Origin of the sequence: Streptomyces sp. NPDC017202 (genome assembly GCF_044331705.1) — a bacterium.
Taxonomy (GTDB): Bacteria; Actinomycetota; Actinomycetes; order Streptomycetales; family Streptomycetaceae; genus Streptomyces.
The window spans coordinates 23893-37727 of sequence record NZ_JBIRNP010000025.1 but is presented as its reverse complement, the minus strand read 5'-3'; the positions used below and the strand labels follow the sequence as shown (position 1 = coordinate 37727).

The following is a 13835-nucleotide window of genomic DNA, read 5'->3' as shown; positions in this document are numbered from 1 at the left end:
CTTCACAGCACGGTTCGTCCCGGCTTCATCCCCACGAGCCGGCCCGTCATCCCCCCTCCCAGGAGGCCTGGTGTCCGTTCTCCTCGAGCAGCCCGCAAGCCTGGTCGCCTACCGCCCGAACAAGCCCACCGCCATGGTGGTCGTGGCCGACCCGCGCGTCCGCTCCACCGTCACCCGCCATCTGTGGGCGCTCGGTGTGCGCGACGTCATCGAGGCCTCGTCCGTCGCGGAGGCTCGTCCCCGCATCGGCAACCCCCGCGACATCTGCGTCGCCGACGTCCACCTTCCCGACGGCTCCGGCCTCACCCTGCTGTCGGAGACCCGCGCCGCGGGCTGGCCCAACGGGCTCGCCCTCTCCGCGGCCGACGACATCGGCGCCGTCCGCAACGCCCTCGCCGGCGGCGTCAAGGGCTACGTCGTCACCGGCACCCGCACCAACGTCGGGCTCCCCACCCGGCCCGGTGCCGCCCCCATCGGCGCGGCCGCCGCCCGCCTCCACCGCCGCCCCCCGGGTGCCCCGAGCCACCCGGGCGGCTACCGCGAGCTGTCCGGCCGCGAGGTGGAGGTGCTGCGCCTGGTCGCCGAAGGCCAGTCCAACAAGGCGATCGGCGTCTCGATGGGCCTGTCCGCGCTGACCGTCAAGAGCCACCTCGCCCGCATCGCCCGCAAGCTCGGCACGGGCGACCGCGCCGGGATGGTCGCGGTGGCGCTGCGCACCGGCATCATCCACTGAGCTTCGCGGACCGAGGGCCCGCCCGGCCGCACGGCGGATCGGCCCCGGTCCCGACGCCCCCACCGATCCTCTTCGCTCCCCCCCGACCGCCTCGACACCCCCACCCCTCACCCCCCTCCCCCACCTCACCCCCTCCCCCACCTCACCGGTTCGCCCCGCCCGGCCTCGCCGGCCCGACCGGTTTCCCGTCCCCCTCCCCGGCCTGACTGGTTTGCGACCCTGCGGCGACCGCCGACGGAACGTTCCGTCGGCGGTCGCCGTCCACACACGGATACCCTTGACAGGTGACCGACGCCCAAGAAACCGCCGCAGCCAGCTCACTGCGAACCACCGGGGGCGCCCCTCCGGAAGACGACGGAACGCTTGACACCGGGGCGCCGACACCACTGCTCGAACCGCGCGAGGGCATCCCCCCCGTGATCGCCGACGAGGCCGCGCTCGCCGAGGTGATCGCCGCCTTCGCCGCGGGCTCCGGCCCCGTCGCCGTGGACGCCGAGCGCGCCTCCGGCTACCGCTACGGCCAGCGCGCCTATCTGGTGCAGCTGCGCCGCGAGGGCGCCGGCACCGCGTTGATCGACCCCGTCGCCTGCCCCGACCTCTCCGCGCTCGGGGAGGCGCTGTCCGACGTGGAGTGGGTGCTGCACGCGGCCACCCAGGACCTGCCGTGCCTGCGGGAAATAGGCATGGTGCCCACCCGGCTGTTCGACACCGAGCTGGCCGGGCGACTGGCAGGGTTCCCGCGCGTCGGACTCGGCGCGATGGTCGAGGGCGTCCTCGGTTTCGTCCTGGAGAAGGGACACTCCGCCGTCGACTGGTCCACCCGTCCGCTGCCCGAGCCGTGGCTGCGCTACGCCGCCCTGGACGTCGAGCTCCTCGTCGATCTGCGCGACGCGCTGGAGAAGGAGCTGGACCGGCAGGACAAGCTGGATTGGGCCCGGCAGGAGTTCGACGCGATCGCCTCCGCGCCGCCGCCCGAGCCCCGCAAGGACCCCTGGCGCCGCACGTCCGGCATGCACAAGGTGCGCCGGCGCCGTCAGCTCGGCGTGGTGCGGGAACTGTGGCAGACGCGGGACCGGATCGCCCAGCGGCGGGACGTGTCGCCCGGCAAGGTGCTGTCGGACGCGGCCATCGTGGAGGCCGCGCTCGCCGTGCCGGCCACCGTGCACGCGCTGGCCGCGCTGAACGGCTTCGGGCACCGGATGAGCCGGCGCCAGCTCGAACAGTGGCAGGCGGCCGTCGACCGGGCCAGGGCGCTGACCGAGTCGCAGCTGCCGCAGCCGGGGCAGTCGGTCGCGGGGCCGCCGCCGCCGCGGGCCTGGGCGGACAAGGACCCCGAGGCCGCGGCCCGCCTCTCGGCGGCGCGGTCGGCCGTCTCGGCGCTGGCCGAGGAACTGAACATGCCGCAGGAGAACCTGATCGCCCCGGACACCGTCCGGCGGGTCTGCTGGGAGCCGCCCCAGCCGGTCGGCACGGACTCCGTCGCCGCGGCGCTCACCGCCCTCGGCGCCCGCCCCTGGCAGGTGGAGCAGGCGACGCCGGTGCTGGTGGCGGCGCTGTCGGCGAAGGGCCCGGACACGCAGGGCGGCGGTGCGCCGGAGCCCGGGGGTCAGGGGCCCGCGTAGCCGCCGTGGACATCGCCGTCGTACGGCGGCCGCCAGCCGCGGGCCGTGACCCGCGCGGTGTCCGCGCGCGTGGCCCGGCCGGGTCGCGCCGCGCCGCTGGAGCGGTACCGCGAGGTCGGGATCAGGCCAAGATCTCGTGCGGGCCCGTGGTGGACGGGTGCTGGGGCCACGGGGGCGGCGCCTCCGCCGGCCGTGTGACATTCGCCGCTCCGCCGGGTAGGGCTGTGCAGCTACGTTACCCACAAGTAGCATGGGTTCTGAGCGCGCGCTCAGCGCTTGCGTCACGCAGCAGTGCCATCCCGCACCTGGAGGAGAGCCATCGTGCCTCGTACCGTCAGGGACGTCGTCTTCGTCGACGGCGTCCGTACCCCGTTCGGCAAGGCGGGCCCGAAGGGCATCTACCACGAGACCCGTGCCGACGACCTCGTCGTGAAGGCGATCCGGGAGCTGCTGCGCCGCAACCCCGGTCTCGACCCGAAGAAGGTCGACGAGGTCGCCATCGCCGCGACCACGCAGATCGGCGACCAGGGTCTGACCATCGGCCGCACCGCCGGCATCCTGGCCGGTCTGCCGACCTCGGTGCCCGGTTACTCCATCGACCGCATGTGCGCGGGCGCCCTGACGGCCGTCACCTCGGTCGCCGGCTCCGTCGCCTTCGGCGCCTACGACGTCGCCATCGCCGGCGGTGTCGAGCACATGGGCCGCCACCCGATGGGCGAGGGCGTCGACCCGAACCCGCGGTTCGTCAGCGAGAAGCTGGTCGACGAGTCCGCCCTGTTCATGGGCATGACGGCGGAGAACCTGCACGACCGCTACCCGCAGATCACCAAGCTGCGCGCCGACGAGTACGCGGTGCGCTCGCAGGAGAAGGCCGCCAAGGCGTACGCCGACGGCAAGATCCAGGCCGACCTGGTGCCGGTGTCCGTGCGGCGCACCAGCCCCGAGGCCGGTGAGACGGGCTGGGGCCTGGTCACCGCCGACGAGCCGATGCGTCCGGGCACGACCCTGGAGAACCTCTCCGGGCTGAAGACCCCGTTCCGCGTGCACGGCCGGGTCACCGCCGGCAACGCGGCCGGTCTGAACGACGGCGCCACCGCCTCCCTCATCGCCTCCGAGGACTTCGCGCGCGAGAACGGCCTGCCGGTCAAGATGCGCCTGGTCTCCTACGCCTTCGTGGGCGTCGAGCCGGAGGTCATGGGCTACGGCCCGATCCCGGCCACGGAGAAGGCCCTCGCGCAGGCGGGTCTGTCCATCTCCGACATCGGTCTCTTCGAGATCAACGAGGCCTTCGCCGTCCAGGTCCTGGCCTTCCTGGACCACTACGGCATCGCCGACGACGACGAGCGCGTCAACCAGTACGGCGGCGCCATCGCCTTCGGCCACCCGCTGGCCTCCTCCGGCGTCCGGCTGATGACGCAGCTGGCCCGCCAGTTCGAGGAGCAGCCGCACGTCCGCTACGGCCTGACCACCATGTGCGTCGGCTTCGGCATGGGCGCGACGGTCGTCTGGGAGAACCCGCACTTCGAGGGGGACAAGTGAGCACCACCGCTGAACTGCTGAAGGGTGCGGCCGAGCTGTTCCCGGACGAGGTCGTCACGCAGGCGCACGTACGCCACTTCGACCTGCCGCAGGGTGCCGGGCGCTTCGCCCTGATCACCCTCGACAACGGCCTGGACCACACCAAGCCGACCACCTTCGGCCCGCAGTCCCTCGCGAACCTGAACACCGCGATCGACCAGGTCGAGAGGGAGGCGGCGGCCGGCGAGATCGTCGCCGCCGGCGTCACCGGCAAGCCGTTCATCTTCGCGGTCGGCGCCGACCTCAAGGGCGTCGAGCTGCTGAAGGAGCACGAGCACGCGCTCGCCATCGGCAAGGGCGGCCACGAGGTCTTCAAGCGCCTCTCCGGCCTGGCCGTGCCGACCTTCGCCTACTACAACGGCGCGGCCATGGGCGGCGGCGTCGAGGTCGGCCTGCACTGCACCTACCGCACGGTGTCCGCGGCCCTGCCCGCCTTCTCACTGCCCGAGGTCTTCCTCGGTCTGGTCCCCGGCTGGGGCGGCTGCACCCTGCTGCCGAACCTGATCGGCGCCGACAAGGCCGTCTCGGTGATCATCGAGAACTCGCTCAACCAGAACAAGCAGCTCAAGGGCGCCCAGGTCTACGAACTGGGCATCGCCGACGCCCTGTTCGAGGGTGCGGACTTCCTGGAGCAGTCGCTGATCTGGACGGCGTCCGTCCTCAAGGGCGAGATCGTCGTCGAGCGCCCGGTGATCGACCGCGGCGAGGCCTGGGACCAGGCCGTCGCCAGGGGCCGCTCCATCGCGGACGGCAAGGTGCACGGTGCGGCCCCGGCCGCCTACCGCGCCCTCGACATCATCGCCGCCGCCAAGAACGGCGACCTCCAGCAGGGCTACGACGCCGAGGACCAGGCCCTCGCCGACCTGATCATGGGCGGTGAACTGCGCGCCGGTATCTACGCGTTCAACCTGGTGCAGAAGCGCGGCAAGCGCCCGGCCGGTGCCCCGGACAAGAACCTGGCCCGCCCGGTCACCAAGGTCGGCGTCGTGGGCGCGGGCCTGATGGCCTCGCAGCTCGCCCTGCTGTTCCTGCGCCGCCTGGAGGTGCCGGTCGTGCTGACCGACATCGACCAGGAGCGCGTCGACAAGGGTGTGGGCTACGTCCACGCCGAGATCGACAAGCTGCTCGGCAAGGGCCGCATCAACCAGGACAAGGCCAACCGCCTCAAGGCGCTGGTGACCGGTGTGCTGGACAAGGCCGAGGGCTTCGCGGACGCGGACTTCGTCATCGAGGCCGTGTTCGAGGAGATCGGTGTCAAGCAGCAGGTGTTCGCAGAGGTCGAGGCGGTCGCCCCGGCGCACGCGATCCTCGCCACCAACACCTCGTCGCTCTCCGTCACCGAGATGGCGTCGAAGCTGAAGAACCCCGAGCGGGTCGTGGGCTTCCACTTCTTCAACCCGGTCGCGATCCTGCCGCTCCTGGAGATCGTGCGCGGCGAGACGACCGACGACGCGTCGCTGGCCACCGCCTTCGCCGTCGCCAAGAAGCTGAAGAAGACGGCCGTCCTGGTGAAGGACGCCCCGGCGTTCGTCGTGAACCGCATCCTGACCCGCTTCATGGGCGAGGTGCAGAACGTCATCGACGAGGGCACCCCGGTCGAGGTCGCGGAGAAGGCGGTGGAACCGCTCGGTCTGCCGATGTCCCCGCTGGTCCTCCTCGAGCTGGTCGGCCCGGCCATCGGCCTGCACGTCTCGGAGACGCTCAACCGGGCGTTCCCGGACCGCTTCACGGTCTCCCCGAACCTCAAGGCGGTCGTCGAGGCGGGCAAGCGCGGCTTCTACGTCTACTCCGCCGAGAACAACTTCAAGCCGGAGCTGGACCCGGAGGTCGCCGCGCTGCTGAAGCAGGGCGACACCGTCCTGACCGAGGAGCAGGTGCGGGCGCGCGTCCTGGACGCGGTGGCGCAGGAGATCGGGCTCATGCTCGACGAGGGCGTCGTCGCCGAGGCGCAGGACGTCGACCTCTGCCTGATCACCGGTGCCGGCTGGCCCTTCCACCTGGGCGGCATCACGCCGTACCTGGACCGTGAGGGCGTGTCGGAGCGGGTGAACGGCAAGAAGTTCCTGGCTCCGGGCGTGGCGTCGATCCCGGCGTAACGCGGGCGCATGACGTGAGGAGGGCCTCCGCCGGTCGGCGGGGGCCCTCCTCACGTCGCGCGGGCGGCGGGCCGGTCAGACCTCCTGCCACGCCGTCAGCGCCAGCCCGGGTTCGTCCTTGCGGCGGGTGACGAGGAGCCGGCCGGCCGACGGGGACAGGGTCACGGCGACCACCCGGTCCTCGTGGTCGCGGGCGAGGGCCACCTCGGCGTCGGCGGGCAGCGCGGGTCCGGACTCGGTCCACCAGGCGCCGGCGCCCTCCTCCTCGGTGGGGTACGCCGCGAAGGCCACCCGGCCGCCGGACGAGCGCTGGGCGAGCAGCGTGCAGTCGTGGCCGTCGAGTTCGCAGCGCACGGCGGCCACCGGACCGGGGCCCGCCGCGGCGAGCAGGACGACGGGCGCGCCACCGGGACGCCAGGCGCACAGGTCCCCCGACGCGTCGGTGTAGTAGAGCGTGGTGTGCTCCGGCGAGGTGGCCAGGGCCCGCAGGGTGCCGGGGCGGACCGGCGTCTCCACCGACTCCCCGAGGACGGGCGGGGTGCCCGGCTGCTCCTGCCGCCAGTGCTGGAGCCCGCCCGGGACGGCCGCGTACGCCTCGACGCGCCCGGACTCCCCCGCGAGCGCGACCGGTGCTCCCAGGACGTCCGGCCCCTTCAGGTCGCGCCACGGGTCCCAGCCGCCCTTCTCCTTCTGCGCGACCATGCCGAGCCCGGTGCCGGACCGGGCCACGAAGAGGTGCGCCCGTCCCTGGGCGTCCACGGCGGCGGCGGGGGCGCCGGTGAGGTCGCCCCTGGTCTCCGGGTGGCCGACCGGAACCCAGTCGAGGGCGGCGAGCAGGGGCCGGAAGTGGGCGGAGTGCACGATTCCCGACTGGCCCGGCACGGTGGGCCGCCAGGAGACGAGATGGGCGTACCCGTCGGCCCCGCGGCCGACCGCCGGGACCGCGCGCAGCCTCTGGTCGCCACCGACCCTGCGCGGCGGGTCCCAGGCGCCGCCCGGGGTGCGCTCCGCGCGGCACAGGACCGCCTCGTCCGACGTCAGATAGACACAGAGCCGCCCGTCACGGCCACGTACGAGCCATTCGCCGTTCACCCGGTCACTTTATGACGGCCCGTCGGCGGCGCTCCCGGGCGGGCCGCGTCGGGGCCGCCGTCGGCCGCCGTCGGCCGTCGTCGGCCGTCGTCGGCCGTGGCACCCTGGTCGCCATGGACGACGACAACGGCCCGCTGCTCGTGATCGTCGACGCCGCGAACGTCGTGGGGTCGGTGCCCGACGGGTGGTGGCGCGACCGGCGGGGCGCCGCGGAGCGGCTGCGGGACCGGCTGGCCTCCGACGGGCTGCCGGGGCACTTGGGGCCCGTGGAGGTCGTCCTGGTCGTCGAGGGCGCCGCACGCGGTGTGGCACCGGTGCCCGGCGTACGGGTGGAGTCGGCGCCCGGCAGCGGCGACGACCACATCGTCGGCCTGGTGGCCGGGGCGGGAGACCGCCGCCGGCTGGTCGTCACGGCCGACCGCGAGTTGCGCCGGCGGGTCACCGCGCTGGGCGCCGAGGTGGCGGGGCCCCGCACCGTCCGGGCGTAGGCGGGTACGGCACCCGCGCGCGCCCCGGCCGAGCGGTACACCGGCCGGACGGCAGGCGGCCCCGCGGGCACCGCCGGAGCGGGGCGCGCGGGGCCGTGGGGCGGGGTGTTCAGCGGCCGTCGCCGGGGCCGGGCCCGGCCGCCCGGCCGGCCGCGGTGCCCTCGCCGCGGCCCAGCCGGCTGTGCGAGCGGCCGTACAGGAAGTAGACGACGAACCCGATCACCATCCAGATCGCGAAGCGCAGCCAGGTCTCGGCGGGCAGGTTGAGCATCAGCCACAGCGAGGCCAGCACCGACAGGATCGGCAGCACCGGCACCCAGGGGGTGCGGAAGGAGCGGGGCAGGTCGGGACGGGTCCGGCGGAGGATGATCACGCCGATGGCGACGACCACGAAGGCGAAGAGCGTGCCGATGTTGACGAGTTCGGCGAGTTCGCTCAGGGGCGTGAAGCCGGCCAGGATCGCGATGAGCACGCCGAGCAGGATGGTCGGCCGGTGCGGGGTCCTGAACCGCGGGTGGACCTGGGAGAAGAACCGCGGCAGCAGTCCGTCGCGGCTCATCGCGAAGAAGACGCGGGTCTGGCCGAGCAGCAGGATCATGCAGACCGTGGTGAGGCCGACGGCGGCGCCGAAGCTGATGAAGCCCGCGAACCAGGGGTGACCGGTGGCCTTGAACGCGTCGGCGAGGGGCGCGGTGATGGACAGCTCGGTGTACTTCTGCATGCCGGTCACGACGATCGACACCGCGACGTAGAGGGCGGTGCAGATGACCAGGGAGCCGAGGATGCCGCGGGGCATGTCGCGCTGCGGGTTCCTGGTCTCCTCGGCGGCCGTGGCGACCACGTCGAAGCCGATGAACGCGAAGAAGACCACGGAGGCGGCGGTGAAGATGCCCATCACGCCGAAGTTGGACGGCGCCCAGCCGAACATCAGCTGGATGAGCGGGGCCTGGAGGCTGTCGCCCGCGGGCACCTCCTGCGCCTTCGGGACGAACGGGTCGTAGTTGTCGCCCTCGATGAGGAAGGCGCCCGCGATGATCACGACGAGGACCACGGTCACCTTGACGGCGACGACCACCGAGGTGACGCGCGCGGAGAGCTTGGTGCCCACGACGAGGATGGCGGTGAGGACCAGGACCAGGGCGGCGGCGAGGATGTCGAAGCCGAAGCCCTCGGCCCCGTCCCGGCCGCTGAGCGCCTCCGGCAGGTGCCAGCCCGCGTTGTCCAGCAGCGAGGCGACGTAGCCGGACCAGCCGACCGCGACCACCGCCGTGCCCAGCGCGAACTCCAGGACCAGGTCCCAGCCGATGATCCAGGCGGGCAGTTCTCCGAGGGAGGCGTAGGAGAAGGTGTAGGCGGAGCCGGCCACCGGGACGGTGGAGGCGAACTCGGCGTAGCAGAGCGCGGCGAGCGCGCAGACGACACCGGCCGCCACGAAGGCCAGGGCGACGGCGGGGCCGGCGTTGTTCTTGGCGACCGTGCCGGTCAGGACGAAGATGCCGGTGCCGATGATGACGCCGACGCCGAAAACGGTCAGATCGAGCGCGGACAGGGATTTCTTGAGCGCGTGCTCGGGTTCCTCGGTGTCGAGGATGGACTGCTCGACCTTCTTCGTCCGGAAGAGGGTGTTGCTCACGGGTTTACCTCCCACGCGGTGTCGTCCCCGACATGATCGAGAGGGGCCGTAGTCCGTATGCCCCGGCGCGGGCGCAATCACGCAAATGGGCCGGTTTCACCACTCTCTCAGCGGTGGAACCGGCCCGGTACGGCGTGTCGGCGCGCATCGCGCGTTTCCCGCCGGTCGCGTGCGTTCCCGTCAGTCGCGCGCGGGCTCGACCTCGGCGGCCGTCCTGTCGTACCGCCCGTCGAGCCGGGAGACCAGGCCGGTGACCTGGCGGGCGATGTCGGGGGCGGTCAGGCCGATCTCGGCCATGACCTCGGCGCGGGAGGCGTGGTCGAGGAAGCGGGGCGGGATGCCGAAGTCGCGCAGGGGCACGTCCACCCCGGCGTCGCGCAGGGCCTGGGCGATCGTGGAGCCGACGCCGCCGACGCGCGAGTTGTCCTCGACGGTGACGACGACGCGGTGGCGCTCGGCGAGCGGGGCCATGGCCTCGTCGACGGGCTTGACCCAGCGCGGGTCGACGACGGTGGTGGAGATGCCCTGCCGGTCGAGCAGGCCGGCGATCTCCAGGCACATCGGGGCGAGGGCGCCCACGGAGACCAGCAGCACGTCGGGCCGGTCGGTGCCCGGCTCGCGCAGGACGTCCATGCCGCCGACGCGCCCCACGGCCGGTACGGCGGGTCCGACGGCGCCCTTGGAGAAGCGCACCACGGTCGGCGCGTCGTCGACCTGGACGGCCTCCCGGAGCTGGGCGCGCACCTGGTCGGCGTCGCGCGGTGCGGCCAGCCTGAGGCCCGGGACGACCTGGAGGATCGACATGTCCCACATGCCGTTGTGGGAGGCGCCGTCGGTGCCGGTCACGCCGGCCCTGTCGAGCACGAACGTGACCCCGCACCTGTGCAGGGCGACGTCCATGAGGACCTGGTCGAAGGCGCGGTTGAGGAAGGTGGCGTAGACCGCGAAGACGGGGTGCACGCCCGCGTGGGCGAGGCCCGCCGCGGAGACGGCGCCGTGCTGCTCGGCGATGCCGACGTCGTAGACGCGCTCGGGGAAGGCCTTGGCGAACTTGTCCAGGCCGACGGGCTGGAGCATGGCCGCGGTGATGGCGACGACGTCCTCGCGCTCGGTGCCGAGCTTCACCATCTCCTCGCCGAAGACGGAGGTCCAGTCGGCGCCGCTGCTGGCGATCGGCAGGCCCGTGTCGGGGTGGATCTTGCCGACGGCGTGGAAGCGGTCGGCCTCGTCCTGGAGGGCGGGCTGGTAGCCGCGGCCCTTCTCGGTGAGGCAGTGCACGATGACGGGGCCGCCGAAGCGCTTGGCGCGGGCCAGCGCCGACTCCAGGGCCTCGATGTCGTGGCCGTCGATCGGGCCGACGTACTTCAGGCCGAGGTCCTCGAACATGCCCTGGGGCGCGATGAAGTCCTTCAGGCCCTTCTTGGCGCCGTGCAGCGTGTCGAAGAGGGGCTTCCCGACGACCGGGGTGCGGTCGAGGATGTCCTTGGTGCGGGCGAGGAAGCGCTCGTAGCCGTCGGTCGTGCGCAGGGTCGCCAGGTGGTTGGCGAGGCCGCCGATGGTGGGGGCGTAGGAACGCTCGTTGTCGTTGACGACGATGACGAGCGGACGGTCCTTGGCCTCGGCGATGTTGTTCAGCGCCTCCCAGGCCATGCCGCCGGTCAGGGCGCCGTCACCGATGACCGCCACGACGTGGCTGTCCCGTTTCAGGATCTCGTTGCCCTTGGCGATGCCGTCGGCCCAGCCGAGCACCGTGGAGGCGTGGCTGTTCTCGATGACGTCGTGCTCGGACTCGGCCCGCGAGGGGTAGCCGGACAGGCCGTCCTTCATCTTCAGGCGGGAGAAGTCCTGCCGGCCGGTGAGCAGTTTGTGCACGTAGGACTGGTGGCCGGTGTCCCAGAGCACCTTGTCCTTGGGGGACTCGAAGACCCGGTGCAGTGCGATGGTGAGCTCGACCACACCGAGGTTGGGGCCGAGGTGGCCGCCGGTCTTGGACACGGCGTCGACGAGGAAGGTCCGGATCTCCCCTGCCAGCTGGTCCAGCTCCTCCAGGCTGAGCCGGTCCAGATCGCGCGGTCCCCTGATGCGGGTCAGCAGCGGCACCCGTGCCTCCTTGCAGTAGAGCTGATCGAGCTGTTGCCGGGCCCTGCGAGTCTAATCTTCCGCCCCGGCGGGCGGCGCCCGCCCCTTGATTCAGGGGTTCTCGGGGATTCACGGATCGGCCGCGCCCCGGATGCGGGTTTCCCCGGGCGGTCCCGGCATGCCTGTGCCCGGCACCCGCCACGGGTACCGGGCACAGTCGGTCGCCGCCGTGGTCAGCCGCGACCGGCGGCCTTCTGGCTCTTGCGGGAGACCGAGTCGATGACGACCGCGCCGAGCAGGACGCCACCGGTGATCATGTACTGGATCGAGGTGTTCATGTTCAGCAGGTCGAGACCGGTCTGGATGGACTGGATGACCAGCATGCCCAGGAGGGCGGACCAGACGCTGCCGCGGCCGCCGAAGAGGCTGGTGCCGCCGATGACCGCCGCGGCGATCGCCAGCATCAGGGTGTTGCCGCCACCGGCGCTGAGCGTGGCGCTGGCGGTCTGGCCGGCGAAGAACATACCGCCGACCGCGGCGAAGCCACCGGCGATGGAGAACACGGTGATGCGGATCATCGGCACGTTGATACCGGCGCGACGGGCCGCCTCGATGCCGCCGCCGACCGCGAAGACCTGACGGCCGAAGGTCGTACGGCGGAGGATGAAGTCGACGATGACCAGCGCGGCCAGGAAGATGACGAGCGCGTTGGAGACGCCGGCGGCGTTGTTCAGCACGGCCGCGGCCGCGAAGGACGCGACGGCCAGCGCGCCGACGCGCAGCAGGATCTCGCTGGTGGGCCGGAACGGCACACCAGCGGCCCTGCGGCGGCGCTGCTCGCCGAAGGAGCCGATCAGCATGGACGCCACACCGAGGCCGGCCAGGATGTAGGCGCCGACGATGGCCTGGTCCATGAAGAAGGAGCTCTGCCCGAGCAGGTGGACCGGGCCGGAGTCCGACGGGATGTTGATGGTGCCGCTGTCGCCCAGCAGCCACAGCATCAGACCGTTCCAGCCGAGGAAGCCGGCCAGGGTCACCACGAAGGCGGGTACGCCGATCTTGGCGAAGAACCAGCCGTGCAGGGCGCCGATGGCGATGCCCGTGAGGACCGTCAGGATGAGCGACAGCCAGGGGTTCATGCTGTTGTTCACCACGAACACGGCGAACAGGGTGGACGCCAGGCCGCTGACGGAGCCGACGGACAGGTCGATCTCGCCGAGCAGCAGGACGAACACCAGGCCGATGGCGAGCATGCCGGTGGCCGACAGGTAGTAGCTGATGTTCGAGAGGTTGTCGGCGCTCAGGAAGCGGTCGTTCTGCAGCTGGAAGATCGTCCAGATGACGATCAGGCCGATGACCACCGGCAGCGAGCCCAGCTCGCCGCCCTTGACCTTGCGCTTGAACTCGGTGACGTAGCCCTTGAGGCCCTCCTCGCGGACCAGCAGGCGCGGGTCGACGACGGAGACCGGGGCGGCCGTGGGGTCGTCGGCGGGGGCGACGGTGGTCTGGTCCTCCACCACACCCTCGGTCTTGTCGACCTTGGTGGTGTCGCTCTTCACGGTCTTGCACGTGTCGCTCACTTGGCCGCCTCCGCGGTGCGACGCCCCGCACGACGGGTCACGGCGTTGTCCGTGGCACCCGTGATCGCGGCGATGATCTCTTCGTGGCTGGTGTCCTTCACCGGGAAGGAGCCGTTGTTCTTGCCCAGACGCAGGACGGCGACGGTGTCCGCCACCGCCTTGACGTCGGCCATGTTGTGGCTGATGAGGATGACGCCGAGGTTGCGCTCGCGGAGCCGCTCGACCAGGTCGAGGACCTGCGCGGTCTGCTCGACGCCGAGGGCCGCGGTGGGCTCGTCGAGGATGACGACCTTGGGGTCGCCGATCAGCGCGCGGGCGATGGCGACGACCTGGCGCTGACCGCCGGAGAGGCTCGCGATCGGGATGCGCACGCTCGGGATGCGGATGGAGAGCGTGGACAGCAGCTCGCGGGCGTTCTTCTCCATCGACACCTCGTCGATGACACCGCGGCGCAGCAGTTCGCGGCCGAGGTAGAGGTTGCCGACGACGTCGAGGTTGTCGCAGAGCGCGAGGTCCTGGTAGACGGTCGCGACACCGAGGCCCTGGGCGTCGTGCGGCTTGGTGATGCTGACCGGCTTGCCCTCCCACTCGATGACGCCGTCGTCGATGGGGTGGACACCCGCGATCGTCTTGACCAGGGTGGACTTTCCTGCGCCGTTGTCGCCCACCAGGGCGACCACTTCTCCGGCGTGGACCTCCAGCTCGACGTCGGTGAGTGCCTGCACCGCACCGAATCGCTTGGAGACTCCGCGCAACGCCAGCACGGGCGTAGCGGACACGTGAACCATCTCCTTCGCCGCCTGACCGGCGGGGATGCCGCGCTGTGGGACAGGCGCGGAAGGGTGTGCGCAACGCCGACGGGTACGGGGCGCTGACGCACGAGGTTTACAAGATGAACATGCGCGAGTCCGCCGCACTTGGCAACGGTTCCGTC

11 protein-coding genes are annotated in these 13835 nt (G+C 72.1%); 5 read left to right on the top strand and 6 right to left on the bottom strand.

The genetic code is table 11. The annotated features are described in order from the left end of the window. Positions 1-70 precede the first annotated feature (70 nt). Together ACH4N1_RS31115 and ACH4N1_RS31110 are read left to right on the top strand one after the other, a co-directional pair. Positions 71-733 (top strand): response regulator transcription factor, encoded by a 663-nt coding sequence (locus tag ACH4N1_RS31115; RefSeq protein WP_003972894.1) that lies wholly within the window; start codon positions 71-73, stop codon positions 731-733. Between the two features lie 284 nt (positions 734-1017). Beyond that, positions 1018-2355, top strand: coding sequence for an HRDC domain-containing protein (locus tag ACH4N1_RS31110; RefSeq protein ID WP_398102806.1), 1338 nt, complete (start codon positions 1018-1020; stop codon positions 2353-2355). Here ACH4N1_RS31110 and ACH4N1_RS31105 read toward each other — a convergent pair. Continuing rightward, positions 2340-2525, bottom strand: coding sequence for a hypothetical protein (locus tag ACH4N1_RS31105; protein WP_398102803.1), 186 nt, complete (start codon positions 2523-2525; stop codon positions 2340-2342). The genes ACH4N1_RS31110 and ACH4N1_RS31105 overlap by 16 nt on opposite strands. Positions 2526-2676: 151 nt before the next feature. On the opposite strand from ACH4N1_RS31105, the gene ACH4N1_RS31100 reads away from it, so the two are divergent. Continuing rightward, positions 2677-3894: a thiolase family protein gene (locus ACH4N1_RS31100; protein WP_392245611.1), complete on the top strand. Its 1218-nt coding sequence runs from the start codon at positions 2677-2679 to the stop codon at positions 3892-3894. Further along, complete coding sequence (locus ACH4N1_RS31095) at positions 3891-6029, top strand: 3-hydroxyacyl-CoA dehydrogenase NAD-binding domain-containing protein (protein WP_398102800.1); 2139 nt, start codon at positions 3891-3893, stop codon at positions 6027-6029. The genes ACH4N1_RS31100 and ACH4N1_RS31095 overlap by 4 nt, the downstream gene beginning before the upstream one ends. A gap of 75 nt (positions 6030-6104) precedes the next feature. On the opposite strand, the gene ACH4N1_RS31090 is transcribed toward ACH4N1_RS31095, so the two are convergent. After that, complete coding sequence (locus ACH4N1_RS31090) at positions 6105-7121, bottom strand: hypothetical protein (protein ID WP_398102798.1); 1017 nt, start codon at positions 7119-7121, stop codon at positions 6105-6107. Positions 7122-7234: 113 nt separating this feature from the next. Between ACH4N1_RS31090 and ACH4N1_RS31085 the strand changes: the two genes are divergently transcribed. Then, a complete protein-coding gene (locus ACH4N1_RS31085) occupies positions 7235-7609 on the top strand; it encodes an NTP pyrophosphohydrolase (RefSeq protein ID WP_398102795.1) in 375 nt (124 codons plus the stop codon). 109 nt (positions 7610-7718) lie between these two features. Here ACH4N1_RS31085 and ACH4N1_RS31080 read toward each other — a convergent pair whose 3' ends face one another. The 4 genes from ACH4N1_RS31080 to ACH4N1_RS31065 form a co-directional block, all read right to left on the bottom strand. Continuing rightward, positions 7719-9242: an amino acid permease gene (locus ACH4N1_RS31080; RefSeq protein WP_398102792.1), complete on the bottom strand. Its 1524-nt coding sequence runs from the start codon at positions 9240-9242 to the stop codon at positions 7719-7721. Positions 9243-9422: 180 nt separating this feature from the next. Further along, entirely contained in the window at positions 9423-11342 is a 1920-nt protein-coding gene (gene dxs, locus ACH4N1_RS31075; RefSeq protein ID WP_398102789.1) for a 1-deoxy-D-xylulose-5-phosphate synthase, read from the bottom strand. A gap of 212 nt (positions 11343-11554) precedes the next feature. After that, positions 11555-12901: a sugar ABC transporter permease gene (locus tag ACH4N1_RS31070; RefSeq protein WP_398102786.1), complete on the bottom strand. Its 1347-nt coding sequence runs from the start codon at positions 12899-12901 to the stop codon at positions 11555-11557. Continuing rightward, the gene (locus tag ACH4N1_RS31065) at positions 12898-13689 is read right to left on the bottom strand and encodes an ATP-binding cassette domain-containing protein (RefSeq protein WP_363090407.1); all 792 of its coding nucleotides are present in this window, start codon (positions 13687-13689) and stop codon (positions 12898-12900) included. Before ACH4N1_RS31065 ends, ACH4N1_RS31070 begins: the two co-directional genes overlap by 4 nt. Positions 13690-13835: the final 146 nt, after the last annotated feature.